Source organism: Acidovorax sp. PRC11 (assembly GCF_031844105.1).
Taxonomy (GTDB): Bacteria; Pseudomonadota; Gammaproteobacteria; order Burkholderiales; family Burkholderiaceae_C; genus Paracidovorax.
The window spans coordinates 41,902-60,074 of record NZ_JAUZUQ010000001.1 but is presented as its reverse complement, the minus strand read 5'-3'; the positions used below and the strand labels follow the sequence as shown (position 1 = coordinate 60,074).

Below are 18,173 nucleotides of genomic sequence, written 5' to 3'. Positions count from 1 at the left end.
GGCGCGTCTGCCGGCATACTCCCGGCCGGTGCACGGGGCACCCGATTTTTCACGGAACGGAACCGGCAATGAACAACAAGAGAGTGGGAGCCGTGGCGGCAGCGGTCGCGGTGGTCGTGGCGGCCTACGGCGGCGCGACCTGGTATCTGGGCCAGCGCGTGCAGGCGGGCTACCAGGATGCCGTGGCCGAGCTGCGCAAGGCGCTCGGCGACGGGGCCGTGGTGTCCAGCGATTACGACAAGGGGTTCTTCTCGTCCAGGGCCCGCCTGGTGCTGCAGTGGGCGCCGCCCGCCGCGGAGGAGGGCGCTCCCGCCCCCACGCCGCTGCGGATGATCGTGGACACCGTGGTGCGGCACGGCCCGCTGGCCGGTGCCCGGGTGGCCGCCGCGGTGGCGGACTACCGGTTCACGCTGGAAGGGCTGGACGACCAGGCCCGGGCCAGCCTGGCGAAGGCGCCCGCCCCCGAGCTGAAGAGCGTGCACCACCTCACGGGCAGCCACGACGTGCACCTGCGGCTGCCCGCGGGCGAGGCGGCGGGCGGAGATGGCGTGGTCCTGCGGTGGCAGGAGATGGTGACCGATATGGCCATCGGCCGTGACGGCCGGCACCTGCAAGGGCGCTTTCGCTGGCCCGAATTCAGCATGACGGGCCTCCCGGACTCCGCCGCGCAGGCGGCAGCAGAAGAAGAGGAAGAGGAAGAGAACGATGCCGACGAGACGGCCTCCGCCGGGCCGGTGGACCGCACCTCGATCACGGTGGAGGGCATGGAAGGCCGCTTCGATTACGTCCCGATCGACGGACTCTGGGGCATCGGGCCCGGCAAAACCGACATGCGCTTCGCGCGGGTGCTCGCAAGTGTCCATCCGGCGGAGGGCGGCGACCCCCGCCCCAGGCTGGATGTCAAAAACGCCGCGGCGGTCTACGCCATCGACGCGACCGGCAGCACGCTGGGCATGACGACGACGATGAACGCGACGGGACGCATCGGCCCGCTGGACTTCGAGTCGATCGGCCTGGAGGAGAAAATCCAGCGCATCGACATCGAAGCCCTGCGCAACTTGCAGCGCACGATGCTCGACGGCTACCGCGCGGGCGGCATCGCCCAGGCGATGGCCTCGATGGAAGAGCGCGGCGCGGCCGTGCTCACCGAGAATGCGCCCCGCCTGGTCGCGGTCCTGCCGGCGTATTCGATGAAGATGAAGGCCACCTACCAGGGGCGCACCGGCGCGCTGGAATACGGCGCCGAAGTGAAGCGCGCGCCCTCCGATGCCGAAGTGGCGAAGTCGGGCTGGGTGCCGGCACTGATGCAGACCTCCGAGCTGCAGGCCTCGGCGCGCGTTCCCAGGGCCTGGGCGCAGCCGCTGGTGCAGTCCATGGGCCGGCCGGACGCCCGGCCGCAGGACGTGGATGCCATGGTGGCCATGGCCCAGTCGTCGGGCTACCTGCTTGAGGATGGCGAGTTCCTGACCAGCGCGATCCAGTGGCGGCCGGGCCAGCTGACGCTGAACGGCAAGCCCCTGCCGGTGCCCTTCGGCGCCGCGCGCTGACCGCCGCCCCGTGGCGGCGTTGACCTTCTCCGCGGGCCGGCCATGGCCCCCGGGGATGGCGGATCAGGGTTTGCCGCAATAGACTGGGCCATTGCATCACTGGGAGAGCCATTTCATGCACTCGGACATCGTGATCGTGGGCGGCGGGGCCGGCGGGCTGGAACTGGCGGCCCGCCTCGGGCGCAGCCTGGGGGCGCGGCAGGGGCGCGAGCGCGTGCTGCTGGTCGACCGTTCGCCCTTCCACATCTGGAAACCCACCCTCCACGAGGTGGCCGCGGGCACGCTCGATGCGCACCAGGAAGGCCTGTCGTACCCCGTGCTCGCCCGGCGCAACCATTTCGGCTTCGCCATCGGCGACCTCACCGGGCTCGATACCGCGCGCAAGACCATCGAGCTCGCCGAGATCCGCAATGCCGAAGGCGACCTGCTGGTGCCCCGCCGCACGGTGAGCTACACCCGGCTGGTCCTGGCCATCGGCAGCGGCTCCAACGCCTTCGGCACGCCGGGCATCGAGCATGCCTACCTGCTCGAGAACGTGCGCGATGCGCAGCGCTTCCATGCCGACTGGCTCGGCGCCTGCGCGCGGGCCTCGTTCTCCGAGAGCCGGGCACTGTCGATCGCCATCGTCGGCGCGGGCGCGACCGGGGTGGAACTCTCCGCCGAGCTGCTGGAGGCCTATGCCGAGCTGCTGGAAAGCCTCGGCACCAGCCAGCGCTTCCGCCTGGACATCACCCTGGTCGAGGGCGGCAGCCGGATCCTGGGCGGTCTGCCGGAGAAGATCTCCGGGCAGGCCGAAGTGGCGCTGCGCCGCAAGCAGGTGCAGGTGCTCACCGGCACGCGCGTGACCGAGATCCGCCGCGGCGCGCTCGTCACCCCCGCCGGCGAGATTCCCGCCGATATGGTGGTCTGGGCGGCCGGCATCAAGGCTGCCGAGGGCAACGCCCGCCTGGGGCTGGAAGTCAACCGCCTCAACCAGTTCATCGTGGACGACCGCCTGCGCACCTCGGCGCCCGACGTGCTGGCCATGGGCGACTGCGCCGCCTGCCCCTGGGGCGAGGGCAAGATCGTGCCCGCCCGCGCTCAGGCCGCCCACCAGCAGGCGGACTACCTCGCGAAGGTGCTCGGAGCGCTGCTGCGCGAGCGGGAGGTGACGAAGCCCTTCGTCTACAAGGATTTCGGCTCGCTCGTGTCGCTGGGCGACAACAAGGGCGTGGGCAACCTCATGGGCGGCCTCGGCGGGCGCAACTTCTTCGTCGAGGGCCTGATCGCCAAGTGGATGTACATCTCGCTGCACCTGAACCACCACCGCGCCATCCTGGGCACGGGCAAGACGGTGGTGCTCGCGCTGGCACGGCTGCTGCAGCAGCGCGTGTCCGGCCGGCTCAAGCTGCACTGAGCGGGCGTGGGCCGGCGGGGGAGGGGGCGCCGCCGCCGGGGGGACTCAACCCGCCATCAGCTTCTGCACGAGATCGGCCGCGGTCGATGCCGCGTACTTGCGCATCAGCCGCGCGCGGTAGATCTCCACCGTGCGGTGGCTGATCTCCAGCGCCCGGCCGATCTCCTTGGAGGTCATGCCGTCCAGCAGCCGCGCGGCCACCTCGCGCTCGCGGCCCGTCAGTTCGGCCTTCACCGGGCGCTGCGCGCTCAGGTCCTCGAAGCTCCAGATGCCCGACTCGTGCGGCGTCTCGCGGTTGAGCGCGCGGCCCGAAACGTGGCACCAGAACACCTCGCCGCTCGCCCGCTTCATGATGCGGTTGTCGGCATAGTGGCCCTTCGCGTTCAGGATCGGCTCCATGCGCTTGCCCAGGCGCTCGTATTCGTCGGCGCTGGGGTAGAGAATGCGGAAGGATTGGCCGATCAGCACCTCGCGCGAGGCACCGAACATTTCGCAGACATGGCGGTTGCAATCCACCATCGTGCGGTGGCGCGATATGACCAGACCCACCGGGGCCATGTCGAACGCGAGGCGGTAGTCGGCGACATCCATGGAAGTATTTAGGGAAAACTACGTAATAGGGTACGTAGTATCGTAGCGGCCATCCACCTTGATGTTGAGGAGTCTCCAGTGAACAAGCTTTTTCCTTCCGCGGCCGAGGCGCTCAAGGGCGTCGTGGCCGACGGCCAGATGCTCGCCGTCGGCGGCTTCGGGCTCTGCGGCATCCCCGAGGCGCTGATCGACGCCCTGCGCGACAGCGGCGTGAAGGGCCTCACCGTCATCTCCAACAACGCCGGCGTGGACGGATTCGGCCTCGGCAAGCTGCTGGAGACGCGGCAGATCACGAAGATGATTTCCTCCTACGTGGGCGAGAACAAGGAATTCGAGCGGCAGTACCTGGCCGGCGAACTGGAGCTGGAGTTCACTCCCCAGGGCACGCTGGCCGAAAAGCTGCGCGCCGGCGGCGCGGGCATCCCGGCCTTCTTCACGAAGACCGGCGTGGGCACCATGGTGGCCGAGGGCAAGGAACTGCGTGAGTTCGACGGCGAGACCTACGTCATGGAGCGCTCGCTGGTACCCGACGTGGCGCTGGTCAAGGCGCACCGCGCCGACAAGTCCGGCAACCTGCAGTTCCGCCTCACCGCGCGCAACTTCAACCCGGCGGCGGCCACGGCCGGCAGGGTCTGCATCGTGGAGGTGGAGGAGATCGTCGAGACCGGCGCCATCGCACCGGACGATGTCCACCTGCCCGGCATCTACGTGCACCGCATCGTGCACAACCCCACGCCGGAAAAACGCATCGAGAAGCGCACCGTGAGCGCCGCGGCGCCGGTCGATCCGGTCGCCGCCAAGGTCGAGGCCCAGACCGCCATCGCCCAGGCCGCCGCTGCCGCCGAAGCCGAACTGCCCGTCGTCCCCACCGTGCCCGCCAACAAGAAAGAAGGAGCCTGACATGCCCTGGACCCAAGACCAGATGGCCGCGCGCGCGGCGCAAGAGCTGGAAGACGGCTTCTACGTGAACCTCGGCATCGGCATTCCCACGCTGGTGGCCAACCACACGGGCGACAAGGAAGTGTGGCTGCAGTCCGAGAACGGCATGCTCGGCATCGGCGCGTTCCCGACCGAAGACCAGGTGGACGCCGACCTCATCAACGCCGGCAAGCAGACCGTGACCACCATTCCCGGTTCGTCCATCTTCGGCAGCGACCAGTCGTTCGCCATGATCCGCGGCGGCAAGATCAACCTCTCGATCCTGGGCGCCATGCAGGTGAGCGAGAAAGGCGACCTCGCCAACTGGATGATCCCCGGCAAGATGGTCAAGGGCATGGGCGGCGCCATGGACCTGGTGGCCGGCGTGAAGCGCGTGATCGTGCTGATGGAGCACGTCGCGAAGAAGAAGGACGGCACCGAGGACCTGAAGATCCTGCCGGCCTGCACGCTGCCGCTCACCGGCGTCGGCGTGGTGGACCGCATCATCACCGACCTGGCCGTGATGGACGTCACGCCCGAAGGCCTGCGCGTGGTCGAACTCGCGCCGGGCGTGGAGTTCGACGCGCTGCAGGCCAGGACCGGCGTGAAGCTGCTGGCGTCCTGAAAGCGCCGGCCCCGGCCCCCCCCGGGCTGCGCGGCCCGGCAGTGGCCGGTCGGCGTGGGGCCGTGGGGCCGGGCAGGGCGGTGGATACCTGCAGGTGCCGTGAGGACGAGATCCCCGCCGACAGCGCGCAATGATAGAAAATGCGTAAATGTCACCACAAGTAACCACGGGGCTGCTATGCTGCCCCATACCTGGGGTGGCTGCGCCGGCGTGAAGTTGCCCGGTCGCGCACCGCCCCCGCTTCATCAAAGGATCCGACATGCTGTCCACCCCCTCGTCCTCGCACCACCGCTCGGGAGGCCAGGCCGCTGCCACCCCACCCGCCGAGTACCTGACTTTCCGCCTGGGCCAGGAGGAATACGGCATCGACATCCTGCGCGTGCAGGAAATCCGCTCCTACGAGCAGCCCACGCGCATGGCGCACGCACCCGAGTTCATCAAGGGTGTGATCGACCTGCGCGGCGTGATCGTTCCGATCGTCGACCTGCGCCTGAAGCTCAACTGCTCCAAGGCCGAGTACACCGACTTCACCGTCGTCATCATCCTGAACGTGGGTGGCACGGTGCTGGGTGCGGTGGTGGACGCCGTCGCCGACGTGGTCGAGCTCTCGAAAGAGGCCATCCGTCCCGCGCCCCAGTTCCAGGGCCAGGTGGATTCCGCCTTCGTCACCGGCATCGCCACGCTCGGCGAGCGCATGCTGATCGTGATGGACATCGAATCGCTGCTCAGCAGCGCCGAGATGGGCCTGGTGCGCTCGGTCGCCACCAACTGACGGGCGGGCGCCTTGGCGCCCTTGCCGGTTTCCATCGGGCCGGAGCGCGTGCGCGGCGGCGCAAGGGGGCTCTCCTTGCGCCTCAGCCCGCGCCTTCGCCAGCCTCCGCCTTGAAGGGGCTGTGCTCCTGCAGCTCTTGCAGGTAGCCGTCCACGCCCCGGCCCTCGCGGCGCAGAAAGTCCTCCACCGCCGATGCAAAACCCGGGTGGGCGAGCCAGTGCGCGCTGGTGGTCGCCACCGGCATCAGCGCGCGCGCCATCTTGTGCTCCCCCTGGGCCCCGCCTTCGAAGCGCTGCACGCCGTGTGCGATGCACCAGGCCAGCGGCTGGTAGTAGCACGCCTCGAAGTGCAGGCAGTCCACGCGTTCCAGCGCACCCCAGTAGCGGCCATAGGCCACCGCGCCGCCCGGCGCGTCGGGCGCCCCCAGGGCGATCAGGCTGCAGGCGATGGGCTCGCCCCCGCGCTCGGCCACGAACAGCAGCCAGGCCTCGGGCATGTCCTGCGCCATGCGCTGGAAGAAATCGCGCGTCAGGTAGGGCGCGTTGCCGTGTTCCCAGTAGGTGCGTTCGTAGCACTGGTAGAAGAAATCCCAGTCCGACGGCGTGATCGCGCGCCCCTGCGCCCAGCGGAACGACACGCCCGCCTCGGCCACGCGGCGGCGCTCCTGCCGGATCTTCTTGCGCTTGTCCTGCGACAGCGTGGCGAGGAATTCATCGAAGCTTCCGAAGGCCGCACCCGTTCCCGGCGCGGCGTTCTGCCAATGGAACTGCACGGTCTGCCGCAGCATGAGCCCGTTCGCGCGGGCCGCCTCCACGTCTTCACTGGCGGCGAACAGCAGGTGCAGCGACGACAGCCCTGTCTCCGTGCACCACTGCACCAGCCCCTGCACGAGCATCGCGCGGGCCGCAGCATCCACCGCGAGCAGCCGCGCTCCCGGAACGGGCGTGAACGGCACCGCGACCACCGCCTTGGGGTAGTACTCCACGCCGTGGCGCGCGTACGCATGCGCCCAGGCATGGTCGAACACATACTCGCCGTACGAATGCGATTTGGCATACACCGCACAGGCCGCCACGAGCGTACCGGCGCGCCGCAGCGTGCAGAAGACCGGCGTCCAGCCCGTGTCCGGCACGGCACTGCCGCTGTCGTGCAGCGCCGCGAGGTAGGCATGCCGCATGAAGGGTGTGGGGTGCGCCTGCGCCTCCAGCAGCGCGTCCCATTCGTGGGGCTGCACCCCGTCGGGCGAGGGATGGCATTGCAGGGTGTAGTCGCCGGGGGAATCCGTGGGGGCGTCGTCGTGCAGGCTCAAGGCGCGGTCCGTAGCGTGGGTGGTGGTCGGTGCGGGCTCCATGATGGCGCAAAAGGCGTGACCCGCGGCGCCGCGCAGGTACGTCCATCCACTGCCTAAAAAATCAGCATTGCAACAAATCTGTAATGAATCCAAGGGTTTACCCGCGCCCTACAGCGCAAGCCACGGCTTATCCACAGAGTTGTCCAGTGCGTGCGGGGATAACGCGCCGCCCTGCCGGGCCGGAAGGCGGATGACATAATCGACGGAGTCTCCTTCCGTACCTTCTCCATGCCATTCGTCATCAGCATCGCGCAATTCAACTTCATCGTCGGCGATGTCGAAGGCAATGCCCGCAGGATCGTCGATGCCGCGCGCGATGCCCATGCCCAGGGTGCGGCCCTGCTGCTGACACCTGAACTGGCGCTGTGCGGTTACGCGGCCGAAGACCTGTTCCTGCGCCCCGCGTTCCAGGCCGCCTGCGAGCGGGCGCTGGACGGCATCGCACGCGCGACGGCCGACCTCGGCGACCTCGCCGTGGTGGTCGGCCACCCCTGGCGGCGCACGGTGGACGGCGTGGAGTGGTGCCACAACGCGGCCAGCGTGCTGCGCGCCGGCCGCATCGAGCACACCTACGCCAAGCAGGAGCTGCCCAACTACGCCGTCTTCGACGAGCGCCGGTACTTCGACGCCGGCACCGAACCCTGCGTGTTCGACGTGCGGGGCGTGCGCATCGGCCTGCTGATCTGCGAGGACGCATGGTTCCCGGGCCCCGCGCGGCAGGCCGCCGATGCGGGCGCGCAGTTGCTGGCCACGCTGAACGCCTCGCCGTTCCACCTCGGCAAGAGCGCCGAGCGCGAGCAGATCATGCGCGAGCGCGTCGCCGAAACCGGCCTGCCGCTCGTCTACGCGCACCTCGTGGGCGGACAGGACGAGGTCGTCTTCGAAGGGCGTTCGTTCGCGCTGGACGCCACCGGTTTCGTCACCGTCCGCGCGCCGGGCTTCCAAGAGGCGCTGGTCCACGTCACCGTGGAGGCCGCTCAAGACGGCGGGGAGGGCGGGCTCCGGTTCGTGCCCGACGTGGCGCCGATTCCCGCGCCCGAGGCGGATCTGTGGAGCGCACTGGTGCTGGGCGTGCGCGACTACGTGGGCAAGAACGGTTTCCCCGGCGCGCTGCTGGGGCTGTCCGGCGGCATCGATTCCGCGCTGGTGCTCGCCATCGCCGTGGATGCGCTCGGCGCCGACAAGGTGCGGGCGGTGATGATGCCGTCGCCCTACACCGCGGACATCAGCTGGATCGACGCGCGCGGCATGGCCGAGCGCCTGGGCGTGCGCTACGACGAGATCGCGATCGCGCCGGCGTTCGAATCCTTCAAAAGTGCGTTGGCGGAGGAGTTCGCCGGCCGGGCCGAGGACGCCACCGAGGAGAACCTGCAGGCGCGCATCCGCGGCACGCTGCTCATGGCGCTCTCCAACAAGTTCGGCGCGGTGGTGCTCACCACCGGCAACAAGAGCGAGATGGCCACGGGCTATTGCACGCTCTACGGCGACATGGCCGGCGGATTCGCGGTCATCAAGGACGTCGCCAAGACGGCGGTCTACGGGCTCGCCCGCTGGCGCAATGCGCACGACCCCTTCGGCACCGGCGCCGCCCCCATCCCCGAGCGCATCATCACGCGCCCGCCGAGCGCCGAGCTGCGCCCGGACCAGAAGGACCAGGACAGCCTGCCACCCTACGACGTGCTCGACGCCATCGTCGCGCGCTACATGGAGAACGACGAACCCATCGAATCCATCGTCGCCGCCGGCTACGAGCGGGCGGACGTCGAGCGGGTGACGCGGCTCATCCAGATCAACGAATACAAGCGCCGCCAGGCCCCCGTCGGCATCCGTGTCACGCGCCGCAGCTTCGGCAAGGACTGGCGCTATCCCATCACCAACCGCTTCCGGGCCTGAGGTACTGCTCGCTCCCGCGCGCCGTCCGCCCGATCCACTTTTTGCCCAGGAGTCTGTCCCCCATGAAAATGATCACCGCCGTCATCAAGCCCTTCAAGCTCGAGGAGGTCCGGGAGGCCCTGGCCGAATGCGGCGTCACCGGCCTGACCGTGACGGAGGTCAAGGGCTTCGGCCGCCAGAAGGGCCACACGGAGCTCTACCGCGGCGCCGAGTACGTGGTGGACTTCCTGCCGAAGGTGAAGGTGGAGGTGGTCGTCAAGACCGACGACGTGGACCGCTGCGTCGACGCGATCGTCGGCGCCGCGCGCACCGGCAAGATCGGCGACGGCAAGATCTTCGTGACCGAAGTGGAGCGCGTGGTGCGCATCCGCACGGGCGACCTCGACGACGCGGCGGTCTGACCGCAGGGGGCGGGCGGCGTCGGGCCCGTCCAGGTCGCGGCCCGGCCTCGGGACGAGGTGCCGGGCCCGGTGCTCAGATCACCGACCGCAGCGGCACCGTGTCCATCCGGGTGCCGGCGGCCTCCACCAGCCCGCGCAGCAGCGCGTCCGGCTCCGTGCCCACGGCCAGCAGGCCCATCTGCCATTCGCTCATCAGGCCGCTGCGCACGCTGTGCCGCAGGAAATCGAGCAGGCCGGCGTAGTAGCCGTCCACGTCCAGGAGGCCCAGCGGCTTGTCGTGGTAGCCCAGCTGGCGCCACGTCCACACCTCGAACAGTTCCTCGAACGTGCCGATGCCGCCCGGCAGCGCCAGGAACGCGTCGCAGCGCTCGGCCATCATCGCCTTGCGCTCGTGCATCGTCTGCACGATGTGCAGCTCGTCGCAGTCCTGGTTGGCGAGTTCCTTGTCCACCAGGGCCTGCGGGATGATGCCGACCACGCGGCCGCCGGCGCGCCGCGTGGCTTCCGCCACCGTGCCCATCAGGCCGCTGCGGCCGCCGCCATACACCAGCTGGCCGCCATGGCGGCCGATCCATTCGCCCACGGCGATCGCCGCATCGGCGAACGCCGGATTCTCCCCAGGACGCGAGCCCAGGTACACGCAGATCGAAAAAGCAGGAACGGTCATCCGAAAAACCTCTGGAACAACGCCGCGGCCCACACCGCGGCACAGAACAGCAGACTCAGCAGCACCGCGGCACTGCCCATGTCCTTGGCGCGCTTGGACAGCGCATGCCACTCGGGCCCGATGCGGTCGATCGCGGCCTCCACGGCGGAATTCAGCAGTTCGGTGACGAGCACCAGCACCACCGCGCCGCACAGCACGGCCGCTTCCACCCAGCCCCTCGCCACCCAGAAGGCCAGCGGCAGCAGCACGCAGGCCAGCATCGCCTCCAGCCGGAACGCCTTCTCGGTCCAGCCGGCCCGCAGGCCGTTGCAGGAATGGAGGCCCGCATGCCAGATGCGGTGGATGCCGCGCCGGGCCTTTTGGGGATTGTCGAAGATCGGTGTGTTCATACGAAGACAAAAGCAGGGACAAGAGGGAGCCATGGCGCTTGGCATCAAACATTGCCTGCGCGCTGGAATCTGACGCGGCCTCACCCGTCAGAAGGCCGCGGAGCAGGCCAGGCCAGCAGGCGCAGGGACGCTGGCGCCGTCCCTCTTCCCGCCCGCGCAGCACGGCGAGCGCGGGGAGAAACGGCGCAGCCGCTCAGGGGGGTGTTCCCTCCGTGCCCACCAGCCGTGTCCCTGCCCACGCATCGTGCCAGAACTGCCGCTCCGGATGGAACCGGCTCAGCAGCGCCCAGATGGCGACCCATCCCAGCGTGAGGACAGTGATCTCTCCGGCGCCCAGGCCCAGCGGGCCGAGCACGGCCAGGGGCGGCAGCAGCCAGAGCCAGCTCAATACATAGCGCCACAGGGCCCGGGCCTGCGTCACCGGCGCACCGCGGCGGTCCACGAGCCGGATGTGCCACGTCTTCATGGCCAGCGTCTGGCCCTTGGCCCAGAACCACGTGAAATAGATGCCGAAGATGACGAACAGGAACGCCATCCGCAGTGCGCGGTGGTCCAGCGCATGGCGCGACTGGCTGAGCGCGTCGAACAGGTAGCCCGAAATGAACACCACGCCGAACATCAGGATGCCCTCGTACAGCCAGCATGCCATGCGCCGGCGCAGCGACGGCGTGCGGACGGGGAGGGCGGCCGTGCCGCCAGCGCCAGGCGCATTGCCGGCGGCCGCGGGAACGGAGGAAAGACCAGGATCCTGGGGGCGGGTGGTGGAAGGCATCCCGCGATTATTGCGGCGCGTACTGCGATTCGGTATCGCGCGACTCCTGCTGGGAGGCGGGAGACGGCGAAGAAGAGGGCGACTGTGATTCGGACCCGGGTACGAGGGGAGGCAGCGGCGCGGGCACGGCGCTCGGAACGGCCACCGGCTGGGTCGCGACACCCGCGGCCGAGGCGGGAGCGGCGGGTGCCGAGGCCGGCGACGGCGCCAGCAGCACGGGCAGGGCCTGCATCGGGTGCGAAGCCGGCGGCGTGGGGATCTTCGGCGCATTGGCCCGGTTGGCCGCTGCAGTCGCCGCGGGCACCCGGGCGAGCTTGCGCGGCGACACGGGCCGGATCGCGGTCGCCGCTCCGGCCGGCCGGGGCGCGGCGCGCGCGGCGAGCTGCCGCTTCTCTTCCTCGCTCAGTGCGAGATAGGCCTCCCACTGCGCGCGCTTGTCGTCGGCGGCCAGCCGGTTGGTCAGCGCATAGTTGAGACGCGCCTGGCTCCGCTGCTGGCCGCTCAGATTGGCCCAGTCGGTGATGCGGTCCTGCAGTTTCTCGCGCTCGCGCGGCGACAGGCCGGGGAACGACGCGGCCAGGGTCAGCCAGTGGCGCTTCTGCGCTTCGCTCATCGTGGCCCAGCGGTCGCTCAGGGGCGCCAGCGCCTGCTTCTGCACCACCGTCAGCTCGGACCATGCGGGCCCCGTGCCGGCACCGTCCGGATCGGGCAGGGCCAGCCGCACCTCGGGCCCGCGGGCCGTGTGCTTGCCGGCCAGGGCCTCGGCCGGCACGGGCGCGCCCGGCGCCATGCCCGCCTGGCGCCATGCCTGCCACCCGGCGGCGGAGAGCACGCCCAGCAACGCGAAAGCCAGCACGGCGGCTGGCATCAATCGGGGGGCGGCGAGCGAGTCAATGGGCATGCAGGGCAGGGGTGTCAGCGGTTCGGTGTCTGTGCGGAAGTCTTGAGGAACTGCACGAAGCCCGGGTCGGAGTAGGCGGACGGCGGCAGGTCGTCGGTGAGCAGTGCGGCATCCACCTCCGCCACTTCGTGGAGACCCTTCTCGTCCTGCGACATGTTGATGACGACGAGGCCCACCGCCAGTGCCGTGAGGGGAATGGCGGACACCAGCGCCCGCCACCAGTTCCCGCGCTCTCCGCCCCGGCCCAGCATGGCCGCGCCGCCCTTGCCTCCGAGCACGGCGGCAGCACCGGCCGCCTGGCGGACGGGCACCGCCACCACACGCTTGCGCCGCGCGAGCGCCTGAACGCGCGAGGCGCGCAGCCGCTCGGTGATGTCGTAGGGCATGTCCGCGGTGCCTTCCGACAGGCGCGCGGTGACGCGGCGCGCGAACCGTTCGGCGGCGTCCTCATGGGGGGAGAGGTGCGGGGTGGTGGAGTTCATAGTTCGATTCCTCTTGCCTTCAGTGCCTTGCTGAGGGTCTGGATGGCGCGGAAACAGTGGGTCTTGACGCTGCCTTCCGAGCAGCCCATGGCCGCGGCCGTCTCCGCAACATCCATCTCCTCCCAGTAACGCATCAAAAAGGCCTCCCGTTGACGGGCGGGCAGCTCCTGTATCTCGGATTCGATGTCCCGGAAGACCTGGGCGCGGCGTGCCAGATCTTCCGCGCTCTGCGCCGTCTGCGTCTCTTCGAGGCCCGAATAGGCTTCCAGCAGATCGAAATCGTCGCCGTCGTCGCCCGGGCCCTCGAAGTCGCTCATGTTGGAAAAGAGCGCATTGCGCGTCTTCTGCCGGCGGAACCAGTCGAGCGTGCAGTTCGACAGGATGCGCTGGAACAGCATCGGCAGTTCCGCCGCGGGCTTGTCGCCGTAGTGTTCGGCCAGCTTGAGCATGCTGTCCTGCACGATGTCCAGGGCGGCTTCCTCGTTGCGCACGTGGTAGACCGAGCGCTTGAAGGCTCGTTTTTCGACGCTTTTGAGGAAGTCGGACAGTTCTTGTTCGGTCGCCAAGTGAAATCGGGGCCCGTGGGGGCTGGCAGGGGGAGCCGTGCGGCGGGGGGGCACCAGGGCACGGCGGTTTATGCGCTGCATTATCGCATCGGCCCGATGTTTTTTGGATCCCGGGCCCCGTCGGCAGGGCGACAGTGCCATAATCCACGCTGCAATTCAAAAAGGCAAACGGGTCCCGGTCCGGCGCATCCATCATTTCGCCCATGTCCGGGGCCTCAAGTTCCACGCCGCCTCCACAAGAGACGTGCAAGGGGCACCCTAGGTTTTTCGTCAGAGAAATTCACAAAGGTTGATCATGGAAATCTCCAGGGCCGAACTCTCCTCGGCATCCACCGCTGCGCAGGCGGCCGGCTCCCCGTCTTCTTCCGCCCCCCAGGACCTCATGGGGTCCGAGATCCTCATCAAGTCGCTGCAGGCCGAGGGCGTGCAGTACATCTGGGGCTATCCGGGCGGCGCCGTCCTCTACATCTACGACGCGCTCTACAAGCAGGACACCATCCAGCACGTGCTGGTGCGGCACGAGCAGGCCGCGGTGCACGCGGCCGACGGCTATGCGCGGGCGACCGGCGAAGTCGGCGTCGCGCTGGTGACCTCCGGCCCCGGGCTGACGAACGCCGTGACCGGCATCGCCACCGCCTACATGGATTCCATCCCCATGGTGATCGTCTCCGGCCAGGTGCCCACGCCGGCGATCGGCCTGGATGCCTTCCAGGAATGCGACACCGTGGGCATCACCCGCCCGATCGTCAAGCACAACTTCCTGGTGAAGGATCCGCGCGACCTCGCGGCCACCATGAAGAAGGCCTTCCACATCGCGCGCACGGGCCGTCCCGGTCCGGTGGTGGTCGACATCCCGAAGGACGTCTCCTTCAAGAAGGTGCCCTACCACGGCTACCCGCAGAGCGTCGAAATGCGCTCCTACAACCCGGTGCGCAAGGGCCACGGCGGCCAGATCCGCAAGGCGCTGCAGCTGCTGCTCACCGCCAAGCGACCCTACATCTACACCGGCGGCGGCGTGCTGCTCGGCAACGCCACGCAGGAACTGCGCACCCTGGTGGACATGCTGGGCTATCCGGTCACCAACACCCTCATGGGCCTGGGGGCCTATCCCGCGAGCTCGCCGAAGTTCCTGGGCATGCTGGGCATGCACGGCACGATCGAAGCCAACAACGCGATGCAGAACTGCGACGTGCTGCTGGCCGTGGGCGCGCGCTTCGACGACCGCGTGATCGGCAATCCCAAGCACTTCGCGCAGAACGACCGCAAGATCATCCACATCGACATCGATCCGTCGAGCATCTCCAAGCGCGTGAAGGTCGACGTGCCGATCGTCGGCGACGTGAAGGACGTGCTCACCGAGCTGATCTCGATGATCCGCGAATCCACGGTGCGGCCCGACGCGGGCGCGCTGTCCTCGTGGTGGGACACGATCGAAGGCTGGCGCCGCCGCGACTGCCTCAGGTACGACCGGGGCAACCAGGACGTCATCAAGCCGCAGTTCGTCGTCGAGACGCTGTGGAACATGACCAAGGACGCGGACACCTACGTCACTTCCGACGTCGGCCAGCACCAGATGTGGGCGGCGCAGTACTACCGCTTCGACGAGCCGCGGCGCTGGATCAATTCCGGCGGGCTGGGCACCATGGGCGTGGGCATTCCCTACGCCATGGGCATCAAGCTCGCCAAGCCGCAGAGCGAGGTGTTCTGCATCACGGGCGAAGGCTCGGTGCAGATGAACATCCAGGAGCTCTCGACCTGCCTGCAGTACAACACGCCGATCAAGATCTGCTCGCTCAACAACCGCTACCTGGGCATGGTGCGCCAGTGGCAGGAGATCGAGTACTCCGGCCGCTACAGCCACAGCTACATGGACGCGCTGCCCAACTTCGTGAAGCTCGCCGAGGCCTATGGGCACGTCGGCCTGCTGATCGAGCGGCCGCAGGACGTGGAGCCCGCGCTGCGCGAGGCCCGCAGGCTGAAGGACCGCACGGTGTTCCTCGACTTCCGCACCGACCCCACCGAGAACGTGTTCCCGATGGTGCAGGCCGGCAAGGGCATCACGGAGATGCTGCTGGGCTCGGAGGATCTCTGATCCGCTGAAGGTCCGGTCTGGCCTCGCAGGCCGCGCCCGGCGCCCCGCGCTCCCCCATCCTGCTTCACGCTTCCCCGCCGCCTCTTCGGGCGGCACCCTTCGACGAATCTATTGCCTGCCGAGCCTGGGTCTTACCGGTCCCAGGGGAGGGCAGCGAAAAGAGGAATCCTCAGTCATGAAACACATCATCGCCGTTCTGCTGGAGAACGAGCCGGGCGCGCTGTCGCGCGTGGTGGGCCTGTTCTCGGCCCGCGGCTACAACATCGAATCGCTCACCGTGGCGCCCACCGAGGATGCATCGCTCTCGCGGATGACCATCCAGACCACGGGCTCCGACGACGTCATCGAGCAGATCACCAAGCACCTGAACCGCCTCATCGAGGTCGTGAAGGTGGTCGACCTCACCGAGGGCTCCTACACCGAGCGCGAACTCATGATGGTGAAGGTGCGCGCCGTGGGCAAGGAGCGCGAGGAGATGAAGCGCATGGCGGACATCTTCCGCGGCCGCATCATCGACGTGACCGAGAAAAGCTACACGGTCGAACTCACCGGCGACCAGTCCAAGAACGACGCCTTCCTGCAGGCGATCGACCGCACCGCCATCCTCGAGACCGTGCGCACCGGTGCCTGCGGCATCGGCCGCGGCGAGCGCATCCTCCGCGTCTAGCCCGGCCCGGTCCGGTCCGGCAACCCCTATTCCTTCTTCTATTTACCGATTCAACCTGGAGCCCACAACATGAAAGTTTTCTACGACAAGGACTGTGACCTGAGCCTGATCAAGGGCAAGACCGTGGCCATCATCGGCTACGGCAGCCAAGGCCATGCACACGCCCAGAACCTCAACGACAGCGGCGTGAAGGTCGTGGTCGGCCTGCGCAAGGGCGGCGCGTCCTGGGACAAGGTCGGCAAGGCCGGCCTGACGGTGCTCGAAGTGAACGAGGCCGTGAAGGCTGCCGACGTCGTCATGATCCTGCTGCCCGACGAGCAGATCGCCGAGGTCTACAAGAACAACGTCGAGCCGAACATCAAGCAGGGCGCCTCGCTGGCGTTCGCCCACGGCTTCAACGTGCACTACAACCAGGTCGTGCCCCGCGCCGATCTGGACGTCTGGATGGTGGCTCCGAAGGCCCCCGGCCACACGGTGCGCAACACCTACACCCAGGGCGGCGGCGTGCCCCATCTGGTGGCCGTGCACCAGGACCAGTCCGGCAAGGCCCGTGACCTGGCCCTCTCCTACGCCATGGCCAACGGCGGCGGCAAGGCCGGCATCATCGAGACCAACTTCAAGGAAGAGACCGAGACCGACCTGTTCGGCGAGCAGGCCGTGCTGTGCGGCGGCGCGGTCGAGCTGATCAAGATGGGCTACGAGACCCTGGTCGAAGCCGGCTACGCTCCGGAAATGGCCTACTTCGAATGCCTGCACGAGCTCAAGCTCATCGTGGACCTGATCTACGAAGGCGGCATCGCCAACATGAACTACTCGATCTCGAACAACGCCGAGTTCGGCGAATACGTGACGGGCCCCGAAGTCATCAACGAAGAGTCGCGCAAGGCCATGCGCAATGCGCTCAAGCGCATCCAGAACGGCGACTACGCCAAGATGTTCATCCAGGAAGGCCGCCTGAACTACCCGAGCATGACGGCCCGCCGCCGCAACACGGCCGACCACAGCATCGAAGTGGTGGGCAACAAGCTGCGCGCCATGATGCCCTGGATCGCCAAGAACAAGCTCGTGGACCAGACCCGCAACTGATTTCCTCAGTGCTTCCCGCCGCGGCGCCCGTGCGCCGCGTGCTCCGAAGAAGGCCACCCTCGGGTGGCCTTCCTGCTTTTCTTTTGCGAAGAGAGCGGCGGAGCGCTCTACACTGCGGGGTTTTCCGCCTACGCCACTGGACCTTATGCCTATGAAGCCACTCACTGAATGCGCCGCTGCGGCCTCCGCCGCCGCACCGTGCCGGGGGCGCGAATGATGCAGGGCGGCAAGGACCTGCACGACACGCCGGGCGTGATGACGCGCAAGCGCCGCAAGGGCATCTACATCCTTCCCAACCTGTTCACGCTCGCGGCGCTGTTCGGTGGCTTCTACGCCATCGTGATGGCGATGAACGGCCGCTTCGACCTCGCGGCGGTCGGCGTGTTCTGCGCCATGGTGCTCGACAGCCTGGACGGGCGCGTCGCACGCATGACCAACACCCAGAGCGCCTTCGGCGAGCAGATGGATTCGCTCTCCGACATGGTGTCCTTCGGCGCCGCGCCGGCGCTGATCGCCTATGAATGGGCGCTCAAGGGCCTGGGTCGCTGGGGCTGGATCGCCGCCTTCGTCTACTGCGCCTGCGCGGCGCTCCGGCTCGCGCGGTTCAACGTCAACACCACCGTGGTGGACAAGCGGTACTTCCAGGGGCTGCCCTCGCCGGCGGCGGCGGCCCTGGTGGCCGGGTTCATCTGGCTGATGACAGAGCTGGGCATCGTGCGCGGCATGGATGCCTGGATGGAATGGCGGCACATCTGCTGGCTGATGTTCGCGGTCACCCTGTACGCGGGCCTGACGATGGTCACCAACGTGCCGTTCTACAGCTTCAAGGACATCCAGATGAAGCGCAGCGTGCCGTTCGCCACGATCGTGCTGATCGCCCTGGGCATCGCCGTGGTCAACATCCATCCGCCCACGGTGCTCTTCAGCGTGTTCGTGCTGTATGGCCTGAGCGGCTACGGCGTCTATGCCTGGCGCAAGGCCAAGGGCCAGTACAGCAGCGTCATCAGCATCTCCACGGACGAGCCGGACGAGCGCGGCCTGCACAAGTGAGGGCCGG

General features: G+C 68.4%; 19 protein-coding genes. 11 read left to right on the top strand and 8 right to left on the bottom strand.

Going from position 1 to position 18,173, the window contains the following annotated elements:
• Positions 1-68: 68 nt before the first annotated feature.
• Together Q9R47_RS00260 and Q9R47_RS00255 are read left to right on the top strand one after the other, a co-directional pair.
• A complete protein-coding gene (locus Q9R47_RS00260) occupies positions 69-1,547 on the top strand; it encodes a DUF945 family protein (RefSeq protein ID WP_311231259.1) in 1,479 nt (492 codons plus the stop codon).
• Between the two features lie 115 nt (positions 1,548-1,662).
• Positions 1,663-2,943, top strand: a complete 1,281-nt coding sequence (locus Q9R47_RS00255; RefSeq protein ID WP_311231258.1) for an FAD-dependent oxidoreductase — start codon at positions 1,663-1,665, stop codon at positions 2,941-2,943.
• Between the two features lie 45 nt (positions 2,944-2,988).
• Here Q9R47_RS00255 and Q9R47_RS00250 read toward each other — a convergent pair whose 3' ends face one another.
• The gene (locus Q9R47_RS00250) at positions 2,989-3,534 is read right to left on the bottom strand and encodes a PAS and helix-turn-helix domain-containing protein (RefSeq protein ID WP_311231257.1); all 546 of its coding nucleotides are present in this window, start codon (positions 3,532-3,534) and stop codon (positions 2,989-2,991) included.
• 78 nt (positions 3,535-3,612) lie between these two features.
• Here Q9R47_RS00250 and Q9R47_RS00245 point away from each other — a divergent pair, with 78 nt between their 5' ends.
• The 3 genes from Q9R47_RS00245 to Q9R47_RS00235 all read left to right on the top strand — a co-directional run bounded on the left by Q9R47_RS00245 (position 3,613) and on the right by Q9R47_RS00235 (position 5,849).
• Positions 3,613-4,434, top strand: coding sequence for a CoA transferase subunit A (locus Q9R47_RS00245; protein WP_311231256.1), 822 nt, complete (start codon positions 3,613-3,615; stop codon positions 4,432-4,434).
• Position 4,435: 1 nt separating this feature from the next.
• Positions 4,436-5,077: a 3-oxoacid CoA-transferase subunit B gene (locus tag Q9R47_RS00240; RefSeq protein WP_311231255.1), complete on the top strand. Its 642-nt coding sequence runs from the start codon at positions 4,436-4,438 to the stop codon at positions 5,075-5,077.
• Between the two features lie 259 nt (positions 5,078-5,336).
• Positions 5,337-5,849, top strand: a complete 513-nt coding sequence (locus Q9R47_RS00235; protein ID WP_311231254.1) for a chemotaxis protein CheW — start codon at positions 5,337-5,339, stop codon at positions 5,847-5,849.
• Between the two features lie 82 nt (positions 5,850-5,931).
• On the opposite strand, the gene Q9R47_RS00230 is transcribed toward Q9R47_RS00235, so the two are convergent.
• Complete coding sequence (locus tag Q9R47_RS00230; RefSeq protein ID WP_404977077.1) at positions 5,932-7,200, bottom strand: GNAT family N-acetyltransferase; 1,269 nt, start codon at positions 7,198-7,200, stop codon at positions 5,932-5,934.
• Between the two features lie 228 nt (positions 7,201-7,428).
• Between Q9R47_RS00230 and Q9R47_RS00225 the strand changes: the two genes are divergently transcribed.
• Positions 7,429-9,093: an NAD+ synthase gene (locus Q9R47_RS00225; RefSeq protein ID WP_311231252.1), complete on the top strand. Its 1,665-nt coding sequence runs from the start codon at positions 7,429-7,431 to the stop codon at positions 9,091-9,093.
• Between the two features lie 62 nt (positions 9,094-9,155).
• A complete protein-coding gene (locus Q9R47_RS00220) occupies positions 9,156-9,494 on the top strand; it encodes a P-II family nitrogen regulator (protein ID WP_311231251.1) in 339 nt (112 codons plus the stop codon).
• 73 nt (positions 9,495-9,567) lie between these two features.
• Here Q9R47_RS00220 and Q9R47_RS00215 read toward each other — a convergent pair whose 3' ends face one another.
• From Q9R47_RS00215 to Q9R47_RS00190, 6 genes are all read right to left on the bottom strand, one after another.
• Positions 9,568-10,161, bottom strand: a complete 594-nt coding sequence (locus Q9R47_RS00215; protein WP_311231250.1) for a TIGR00730 family Rossman fold protein — start codon at positions 10,159-10,161, stop codon at positions 9,568-9,570.
• Positions 10,158-10,550: a diacylglycerol kinase gene (locus Q9R47_RS00210; protein WP_311231249.1), complete on the bottom strand. Its 393-nt coding sequence runs from the start codon at positions 10,548-10,550 to the stop codon at positions 10,158-10,160. Before Q9R47_RS00210 ends, Q9R47_RS00215 begins: the two co-directional genes overlap by 4 nt.
• Positions 10,551-10,743: 193 nt before the next feature.
• The gene (locus tag Q9R47_RS00205) at positions 10,744-11,322 is read right to left on the bottom strand and encodes an RDD family protein (protein WP_311231248.1); all 579 of its coding nucleotides are present in this window, start codon (positions 11,320-11,322) and stop codon (positions 10,744-10,746) included.
• A gap of 7 nt (positions 11,323-11,329) precedes the next feature.
• Positions 11,330-12,223: a DUF3106 domain-containing protein gene (locus Q9R47_RS00200; RefSeq protein WP_311231247.1), complete on the bottom strand. Its 894-nt coding sequence runs from the start codon at positions 12,221-12,223 to the stop codon at positions 11,330-11,332.
• Positions 12,224-12,237: 14 nt separating this feature from the next.
• Positions 12,238-12,705: a DUF3619 family protein gene (locus Q9R47_RS00195; RefSeq protein ID WP_311231246.1), complete on the bottom strand. Its 468-nt coding sequence runs from the start codon at positions 12,703-12,705 to the stop codon at positions 12,238-12,240.
• On the bottom strand, positions 12,702-13,271 hold the full coding sequence (locus tag Q9R47_RS00190) for an RNA polymerase sigma factor (RefSeq protein ID WP_311231245.1): 570 nt from the start codon (positions 13,269-13,271) through the stop codon (positions 12,702-12,704). The genes Q9R47_RS00195 and Q9R47_RS00190 overlap by 4 nt, the downstream gene beginning before the upstream one ends.
• A 295-nt stretch (positions 13,272-13,566) precedes the next feature.
• Between Q9R47_RS00190 and Q9R47_RS00185 the strand changes: the two genes are divergently transcribed.
• The 4 genes from Q9R47_RS00185 (at position 13,567) to pssA (ending at position 18,166) form a co-directional block, all read left to right on the top strand.
• Entirely contained in the window at positions 13,567-15,363 is a 1,797-nt protein-coding gene (locus Q9R47_RS00185; RefSeq protein WP_311231244.1) for an acetolactate synthase 3 catalytic subunit, read from the top strand.
• A gap of 175 nt (positions 15,364-15,538) precedes the next feature.
• On the top strand, positions 15,539-16,030 hold the full coding sequence (gene ilvN / locus Q9R47_RS00180; protein WP_011796185.1) for an acetolactate synthase small subunit: 492 nt from the start codon (positions 15,539-15,541) through the stop codon (positions 16,028-16,030).
• A 69-nt stretch (positions 16,031-16,099) separates the two neighbouring features.
• Positions 16,100-17,116: a ketol-acid reductoisomerase gene (gene ilvC / locus Q9R47_RS00175; protein WP_311231243.1), complete on the top strand. Its 1,017-nt coding sequence runs from the start codon at positions 16,100-16,102 to the stop codon at positions 17,114-17,116.
• Between the two features lie 216 nt (positions 17,117-17,332).
• Positions 17,333-18,166, top strand: coding sequence for a CDP-diacylglycerol--serine O-phosphatidyltransferase (pssA, locus tag Q9R47_RS00170; RefSeq protein WP_311231536.1), 834 nt, complete (start codon positions 17,333-17,335; stop codon positions 18,164-18,166).
• Positions 18,167-18,173: the final 7 nt, after the last annotated feature.

Bases quoted from the DNA above. Each gene is read 5' to 3' on its own strand.
- Q9R47_RS00260 (WP_311231259.1), top strand. From the start codon at position 69: ATGAACAACAAGAGAGTGGGAGCCGTGGCGGCAGCGGTCGCGGTGGTC.
- Q9R47_RS00255 (WP_311231258.1), top strand. From the start codon at position 1,663: ATGCACTCGGACATCGTGATCGTGGGCGGCGGGGCCGGCGGGCTGGAA.
- Q9R47_RS00250 (WP_311231257.1), bottom strand. From the start codon at position 3,534: ATGGATGTCGCCGACTACCGCCTCGCGTTCGACATGGCCCCGGTGGGT.
- Q9R47_RS00240 (WP_311231255.1), top strand. From the start codon at position 4,436: ATGCCCTGGACCCAAGACCAGATGGCCGCGCGCGCGGCGCAAGAGCTG.
- Q9R47_RS00235 (WP_311231254.1), top strand. From the start codon at position 5,337: ATGCTGTCCACCCCCTCGTCCTCGCACCACCGCTCGGGAGGCCAGGCC.
- Q9R47_RS00230 (WP_404977077.1), bottom strand. From the start codon at position 7,200: ATGGAGCCCGCACCGACCACCACCCACGCTACGGACCGCGCCTTGAGC.
- Q9R47_RS00225 (WP_311231252.1), top strand. From the start codon at position 7,429: ATGCCATTCGTCATCAGCATCGCGCAATTCAACTTCATCGTCGGCGAT.
- Q9R47_RS00220 (WP_311231251.1), top strand. From the start codon at position 9,156: ATGAAAATGATCACCGCCGTCATCAAGCCCTTCAAGCTCGAGGAGGTC.
- Q9R47_RS00215 (WP_311231250.1), bottom strand. From the start codon at position 10,161: ATGACCGTTCCTGCTTTTTCGATCTGCGTGTACCTGGGCTCGCGTCCT.
- Q9R47_RS00210 (WP_311231249.1), bottom strand. From the start codon at position 10,550: ATGAACACACCGATCTTCGACAATCCCCAAAAGGCCCGGCGCGGCATC.
- Q9R47_RS00205 (WP_311231248.1), bottom strand. From the start codon at position 11,322: ATGCCTTCCACCACCCGCCCCCAGGATCCTGGTCTTTCCTCCGTTCCC.
- Q9R47_RS00200 (WP_311231247.1), bottom strand. From the start codon at position 12,223: ATGCCCATTGACTCGCTCGCCGCCCCCCGATTGATGCCAGCCGCCGTG.
- Q9R47_RS00195 (WP_311231246.1), bottom strand. From the start codon at position 12,705: ATGAACTCCACCACCCCGCACCTCTCCCCCCATGAGGACGCCGCCGAA.
- Q9R47_RS00185 (WP_311231244.1), top strand. From the start codon at position 13,567: ATGGAAATCTCCAGGGCCGAACTCTCCTCGGCATCCACCGCTGCGCAG.
- ilvN (WP_011796185.1), top strand. From the start codon at position 15,539: ATGAAACACATCATCGCCGTTCTGCTGGAGAACGAGCCGGGCGCGCTG.
- ilvC (WP_311231243.1), top strand. From the start codon at position 16,100: ATGAAAGTTTTCTACGACAAGGACTGTGACCTGAGCCTGATCAAGGGC.
- pssA (WP_311231536.1), top strand. From the start codon at position 17,333: ATGCAGGGCGGCAAGGACCTGCACGACACGCCGGGCGTGATGACGCGC.